Below are 6,492 nucleotides of genomic sequence, written 5' to 3' on the forward strand. Positions count from 1 at the left end.
AACTGCAATATCCCTTTAATCACCCGATCGGAATTATCCTTTTCTGCCCATGTTACTACGCTTTCAGGGTTTCCGCTGACCATTGCTTTCACAATATTGTATTGCTCAAAATACTTAAAAGTCTCTAGGCGATGTTCTTCTGCATTTGTTGAGCCTTTCATTCCATAATGATCTGTGGCAGGTTGTCTTTCCCCAAAGTCACTTTCAGAGTAGGAATGGACGTGCATGTCGATAATTCTCGTTTGTGAGAATAAAAATTGAGGGAGTAAGGCTAGTAGTATAAGCAGGTGTTTTTTCATTAGTATTTCAGTAAGCTTCATCAGTTTCTAATTATAGTTTTACCTGGGATAATTGCGATTTTGATTGACAAATGCATGTAATAATTGCGCATAAATGCGTTGACCTTTTTTAAAACTATCAATTCTCATAAATTCATTATCGGCATGAAAATTCTCATCACTTCGCTGAAAGCCGATCGAGACCAAATCAGGTCCACCTGCATCGGGGATAAAAGATAGGGCTGGGACAGTTCCACCTATGTACAGTATTTTTGGAGCAATTCCGAAGAAGTCAGTTAGCACTATTTTTCCAATCTTATACCCCAAATCATCTTCATTTAAGACAGTAGCTGCTGCCATTCCACTTGCTTTAAATTCTGCTTGGATTCCCCAGGGAATATTTCTTTCGATATGGCTTTTAATCAAGCTGTTAATTTTTTCCGGGTTCTGACCTGGCCCCAATCGTGTCATGATCCTGAACCAGGCTGTATGCGGTATGATAGAGGCTTTTCCGTCAGTATAACCTGATTGGAAACCAGTGACATCCATGGATCCACGAATCCATGTTCGTTCAGTATAGGTGTAGTCGGCTTCTCCAATCCATTGATCAATTTCAAATTTCTTCAATTCATCTGCTTCTTGGTTTTTGTCTACGGAAGAAGCGATTTCTATTTTTTCGGATTCAGAGAATATCTTTAAATTATCATAAAACCCTTCAATGGCAACTGATCCATCATCATTATACATAGAAGCAATTACTTTAGAGGCAGCAACTGCAGCATTCGGTGCAACTCCTCCATAGATGCCTGAATGTAAATCAGTATTGGCGGAGGTTAAAGTGACTTCTATATCCGAAGCACCACGAAGGCCTTTCCATATCAAACCCTGCTCATCACTATACATGGCGGCATCTACATTGATGCCGAAATCTATATCTTTTAACCAATCTTTGTGATCGGCTAACCAGCCTGGTAAATGTGGGCTCCCGATTTCTTCTCCTCCATCCAAAAGGATTTTAATATTTACTGGAAGCTTCCCATCTATAGCCATTAAGGCTTCAAGAGTGCTTATTAAGGCTATGATAGGGCCTTTGTCATCAGTGGCTCCTCTACCATACAATTGACCATCTCTGATTTCTGCTTTGAAGGGATCATTCTTCCATTGCTCTCTATTGACAGGTTGCACATCAAAATGTCCATAAAAAAGGACAGTAGGCTGATCTATATGCTGATTGTATTCCGAAGTGACTACCGGCAAGCCATTGGAGAAATTTATTTGGCTTTTTTCTAAGCCAATATTGATTAGTTTATTTTTAAGGAATTCTGCGGCTTCTATCAAATCATTCTGATGATCAGCTTGCATAGATAAAGAGGGGTATGAAATTAAATCTATCAATTCGTCAATATGCCTTTCATAATTCTGCTCAAAATAATTATTGTAGTCTATAATTTGATTATCAGTGGGTCTAGTGACTGTTAAAGAATCGCTTGTAGTTTCCGCCTGCTGTTTGATTTGACTCAGACAGATTTGATTGTAGCCGGTAAAGACAAAAATCAAATAGAAAAGATGGATTTTAGATTTTTTCATCATTGTACTAAATTGTGTTTTGCCAACTTTGATAAGTTTTCGGCTATCTCTTTTTACTATGAGTTTATTTTGTATTCGCCCATAGCCAATTTATCATTTTCCATTCCCCATTTATCTTTCCTAACTGTACATAGTCAAAGAAACTATATTTATTTTGGGTTATTTTTATAGTTGCGATATCTGATGCAATATCAAAGATTATTACATCCGCTTTAAAAGGTTCTTCTGGTTTTTCATCATTGGGTGTTAAAGTTTTTGTGTAAAACAGTAATTCTGAATATCCCATATTACTTAATCGATAATTCCCATTGTCATCTTTTCTAATTACCCTTTTTGCTAATTCTGGATGTATTGCTTTTTCCATTCTCTCATAATTATTTGTCCATAGACCTTCAATATAGTTAAGAGCGGTTTCTTTGATTAATAAAGAATCACTCTTCGTCTGTCCAAACAGAGAGCTGGTTGATACCAACATTATCACAACACATATTATGTGAGATATTTTCATTATTTTCCTTTTTTAATTTTGCCTACTCTAGTCAGTATTCGGCTTTCCTGGTTTTTTGTTATTTCATCTTGAGTGTAGGCTTTTCATTCCGATTTTTATTCTACTTCTTCAGTATGTTTTTCTCTAACAATTTTTGAATAATGAATTCTAATCGGATGCCATGTATCATTAATCTTTTTGAAAATCCACGTTTCATTATAAGGTTCATAAACTTCCTTATACTCTGGCAAGGAAAAAGTAACTTCATTTACTACACCAACTACTGCAAAGTTATCATCTGCATCGAATTCAAATTCTGAAAGTTTTCGCTTTCTTGGATACCAATTTTTAGTTTCTTTTATTACTTCGATCATTTCCTTTGTATCAGTCGTAACACCATTATTGTGAATTATCTTAGACGCTGGCGTTAGTATCTGTTCCATTTTATCTAAATCTCTATCATCAAATGCTTGAAAAAAATCCCGGACAATATTTGTTACTGCTGTCGAGTCTTTAATTTTTGTTGACATAAGTTCGTTACTCGATTCAGCAATCATTTTAGTCTCTTTTGATTGGTTCGAGCAACTGAACATTATCAGAGCAATAAAAGGTAAAATGTATTTCATAGTTTCTGTTTTTTCAGAATACACACAATTGGCTAATGACATAAAAGTTGTCATTAAATCTTTTTTGTCCGTTGGTATTTTTTAGTATCTCTCTTTCTTCCAATAATTATTTGTCTAACATATCGATGCTGAGAGAAGCCGAAAACTCAATCACTAAACCTATATAGCGCTTATCTATAAAATCGGAAACCGATCAGGGACGAAACCCCTGATTTATTGTCCGCAGGGTCTGGTTTTGTGTCCGAGGGAAAATTGGAGGAATTGTAAGTAGGATCAATCAGTGCTGCCATTTGGCTGTTATCAGCTTTATTCGTATCTGATATACCGCTTTTAAATGAGCTATAGCAGCCTTTTGATAGGGACGTTTTTAGTAATTTAATCCAAAAGTCCAAAGAGGAATAACATTTAGCCCCTGTTGCTGTTTCTGTCTTTCCAATTTGCTATCTTTGAAGCTATGAGTTCAATCGTTGTTAATCCAAAAAACCCTCAGGAGTTGCAATTTATTTCAGAACTCCTCCAAAAACTGGGAGTTGATGCTAAAGTCCTGTCTGATGAAGATACAGAGGACTTTGGTTTGGCAGTCCTTATGAAAGATGTTGACCGTTCAGATGTGGCTTCGGAAGATGAAGTAATGGCGAAATTGAAAGGTTAATGGATGTTGTCTTCTTAAAGAAGTTCAGCAAGGATCTTGATAAAATAAATAAGCCTAAAGATCTTCAGTCGATTCTTGAGGTCATTGAGTTGGTCAAACAAGCACAGGGTTTTTCTGAAGTTCCTGGCACTAAGAAGTTAAAAGGTTATGAGGATGCGTTCCGGATTCGTTCAGGAGATTATCGAATTGGAGTGTTTGTTTCCGAAGAGTTGGTGGAGTTCGCAAGAGTTGCTCACAGAAAAGATATTTACAAAATTTTTCCTTGACTTACAAAATTCAGACTAAAGCGGGATGGAAGCTAATATTAGATAGATGGTGATCACTATGTCGGTCATAAGACAGATTATTAGTTTTAAAAGCAGTCCAATCTAGAGCTTTGTTTCTAAAAATTGAGCTACCGAAGTGTTTTTTCCAGTTTCCATTTCACAAGTCCAACTATCAATCCACCATCTCCCATTTCCATAATGCAGCTGAATACTATTCAGTCCGCGTAGAGTTGATTCCTTTTCGGGCTCAGTTCTTATTTCAAAAGCACTCCACACCTGAGCCATATTCCCAAAATGACTCACTTTTCTTTTAAGTTCTTTTTCATAAAAATTCTCTTTTGGAGCTAGTGCAAGCGGAATGTATTCAGCTTCCAGCGCATGGGATTCGGCTTGCCCGTTTTCATCAATTCTTGTGATTACAGCATTTTTTGAATGAATATATTTATCTCGATCAAATTGCCAAGGTTCCTGACTCGAACCTGAGACTACATCATAATATGCATTGATAATGGCATCGATGGATTTTACATCTTTGGCATATTTGTCATCTGTGGATTGTCCGAAAGTTGAATTGAGAGAAAAAAGTAAGCTAATTGATGTGAGTATGATTTTGTTCATATTGATTGGTTTCTACATTTTATAAAAGTTATTATACAAAATCTTGTGTGTTTTTTATTTTTTCATGGACTTTTCAATTTATACTTACAAGATAACTATTTATTGTTTCGAGGTTGTTTTTAGCGAATTCTCGAGCATCTATCAACATGCCTAATTCCGAAGTCCAAACAGCTTTTGAATTTCTTAAGATTCCGATAAACTCTGTATCGTTAATAATAAAGTTTAATTGAGATAAATCTTTGGGTCTTACTAATCCTAATCCGTTCATTTCTAGCGGAAATCCGAATTTAACAAGATAATTGCGATAATAATTAAAGTTGTATAATGTGCCTGTCTCAGAAATTATTTCATTTCTTTCGATTGAATAACCAGTATAGTAAGTAGTCAGATTATTGGTCAAACTATCAGGTAATAATTCTGTTCTTGGGTGTTTATTCAATTTATTATATCCAAAATTTGTAGGAACAAAATATGTGAAACGATGAAGTCCTACAATATTGATCAATAATGAGTCTTCAGACATTTTGTTGTCATTGTTAAGTAAATTATCAATACTATATATCGTTTCTTCTGAAATTTCAATCATCAGATTTAGAAATTCAATGTCTTGATTGAGATCATTGCTTACTTCCTTTACAATTTGATTTAGCTCATTTTTGTAGGTTTTATTCTGATTCCAATTATTGATACTTATTGCAATCAAAATTCCAATGACTACCAGAAAGATTTCGCCAATGGCGTAAAAGAAGTAACTGCGAACTTTTTGTTGTTCGATCAATTTTTGGCGGATTTTTCGGAAGAGTTTTATCATTTATTCCATCTCCTTTTTAAGAATATAATAAGCAGAAGGCTGAATGTCGCGATACTCATTATTTTTAATTATTATCCTATTATTACCATTAGCCCAAGTATTGTTGCCAATGTATGTTTTCAGCGTATCTATTTTATTGCTGTTTAATTTTTGAGTTGTGATACCTCCCGCAACAGATTTAACTTTTATAGAATCTTTATAATTACCTCTCGTTGGACCTATGTACAAACCTTCTAAAGATTTCGGATCAATATCTAAAGCCACATTTTCCGGCATTTTTTTATCTAGCAATTTCCAAGTTAGATCATAGGCAAAAAATTGCCCTGATTTTTCTGATCCAATTGTGTTTATTAAACAAATGATGTATAAATCTTCGTCAGGTAAATACTGAACAAAAGATGAAAATCCATTGATAGCACCCCCATGAGAAATTTCTTTGTGCCCATAATTAGAGAAATTAACTAATGCTTTGGCATAGCTAACCGTTGAGCCATCGTTTAATTTGTCTGGACTAATCATTGATTGATACATTGAGGGAGATAGTACTTTTCCGTTGTGTAAAGAACGCATCCAAATGAGTAAATCTTCAGTGCTACTTGATAGCGAGCCTGCGGAATAAGGCCAAACGTGTTTTTGGTAGCCTTTTTGCTTAAGCCCGTCTGGAGAATACCTATAACCAATTACTTTATTTTTAACAATCTCTGTAATGGAAGAATAGCTTGTATGAGACATACCTAAAGGCACAAAAATCTCTTGCTTTAGAAATTCCTCATACGTTTGTTCTGTTACTTTTTCTATAATTAAGCCAAGGAAAAAGTAAGCAGTGTTATTATAAATTAATGCTTCATTTGGTTCAAACATGAAATTGTTTCGCTCTACCAATCGCACCAATGAATCTTTGGGATAATCCATTTTGGACATATCCCAAAACTCGGGAATTTCTGTATAGCTTGGAATTCCCGAAGTGTGGTTTAGTAAATTAGCAATGGTAACTTTTCTTCCTTTAGTGTCAAAAGGTAAATACTTCGTAAAATCACCATCCAATGAAAGCTTTTTAGCTTCTACTAATTTTAAGATGGCAGCAGCTGTAAATTGTTTGGTCACAGAACCAATATCAAAAATACCATCACTTGGCATAGGTGTTTCTAGTTCTAAACTGGCATAGCC

The 6,492-nt window shown here is 35.0% G+C and carries 9 protein-coding genes; 2 read left to right on the plus strand and 7 right to left on the minus strand.

Annotated features, from left to right (window positions below; translation table 11 throughout):
- The 4 genes from Q0L29_RS04065 to Q0L29_RS04080 all read right to left on the minus strand — a co-directional run.
- The coding region (locus Q0L29_RS04065) for a hypothetical protein (RefSeq protein ID WP_296619313.1) at positions 1–320 on the minus strand (320 nt) is incomplete at its 3' end.
- 18 nt (positions 321–338) lie between these two features.
- Positions 339–1,868, minus strand: coding sequence for a M20/M25/M40 family metallo-hydrolase (locus tag Q0L29_RS04070; RefSeq protein ID WP_296619315.1), 1,530 nt, complete (start codon positions 1,866–1,868; stop codon positions 339–341).
- A gap of 61 nt (positions 1,869–1,929) precedes the next feature.
- Entirely contained in the window at positions 1,930–2,373 is a 444-nt protein-coding gene (locus tag Q0L29_RS04075; protein WP_296619317.1) for a nuclear transport factor 2 family protein, read from the minus strand.
- A gap of 95 nt (positions 2,374–2,468) precedes the next feature.
- A complete protein-coding gene (locus Q0L29_RS04080; protein ID WP_296619320.1) occupies positions 2,469–2,978 on the minus strand; it encodes a nuclear transport factor 2 family protein in 510 nt (169 codons plus the stop codon).
- Positions 2,979–3,432: 454 nt separating this feature from the next.
- Between Q0L29_RS04080 and Q0L29_RS04085 the strand changes: the two genes are divergently transcribed.
- Positions 3,433–3,630, plus strand: coding sequence for a hypothetical protein (locus Q0L29_RS04085; protein WP_296619322.1), 198 nt, complete (start codon positions 3,433–3,435; stop codon positions 3,628–3,630).
- Complete coding sequence (locus Q0L29_RS04090; protein ID WP_296619323.1) at positions 3,630–3,896, plus strand: type II toxin-antitoxin system RelE/ParE family toxin; 267 nt, start codon at positions 3,630–3,632, stop codon at positions 3,894–3,896. Before Q0L29_RS04085 ends, Q0L29_RS04090 begins: the two co-directional genes overlap by 1 nt.
- Before the next feature lie 102 nt (positions 3,897–3,998).
- Here Q0L29_RS04090 and Q0L29_RS04095 read toward each other — a convergent pair whose 3' ends face one another.
- The 3 genes from Q0L29_RS04095 to Q0L29_RS04105 all read right to left on the minus strand — a co-directional run.
- Complete coding sequence (locus tag Q0L29_RS04095) at positions 3,999–4,514, minus strand: hypothetical protein (RefSeq protein WP_296619326.1); 516 nt, start codon at positions 4,512–4,514, stop codon at positions 3,999–4,001.
- Positions 4,515–4,587: 73 nt separating this feature from the next.
- Positions 4,588–5,325: a DUF6090 family protein gene (locus tag Q0L29_RS04100; protein WP_296619327.1), complete on the minus strand. Its 738-nt coding sequence runs from the start codon at positions 5,323–5,325 to the stop codon at positions 4,588–4,590.
- Positions 5,326–6,492 (minus strand): serine hydrolase (locus tag Q0L29_RS04105; protein ID WP_296619328.1); only part of this gene is annotated, 1,167 nt, incomplete at its 5' end.

It is taken from the genome of Marivirga sp., assembly GCF_024636815.1.
Classification (GTDB): Bacteria; Bacteroidota; Bacteroidia; order Cytophagales; family Cyclobacteriaceae; genus Marivirga.

Bases quoted from the DNA above. Each gene is read 5' to 3' on its own strand.
- Q0L29_RS04070 (WP_296619315.1), bottom strand. From the start codon at position 1,868: ATGATGAAAAAATCTAAAATCCATCTTTTCTATTTGATTTTTGTCTTT.
- Q0L29_RS04075 (WP_296619317.1), bottom strand. From the start codon at position 2,373: ATGAAAATATCTCACATAATATGTGTTGTGATAATGTTGGTATCAACC.
- Q0L29_RS04080 (WP_296619320.1), bottom strand. From the start codon at position 2,978: ATGAAATACATTTTACCTTTTATTGCTCTGATAATGTTCAGTTGCTCG.
- Q0L29_RS04085 (WP_296619322.1), top strand. From the start codon at position 3,433: ATGAGTTCAATCGTTGTTAATCCAAAAAACCCTCAGGAGTTGCAATTT.
- Q0L29_RS04090 (WP_296619323.1), top strand. From the start codon at position 3,630: ATGGATGTTGTCTTCTTAAAGAAGTTCAGCAAGGATCTTGATAAAATA.
- Q0L29_RS04095 (WP_296619326.1), bottom strand. From the start codon at position 4,514: ATGAACAAAATCATACTCACATCAATTAGCTTACTTTTTTCTCTCAAT.
- Q0L29_RS04100 (WP_296619327.1), bottom strand. From the start codon at position 5,325: ATGATAAAACTCTTCCGAAAAATCCGCCAAAAATTGATCGAACAACAA.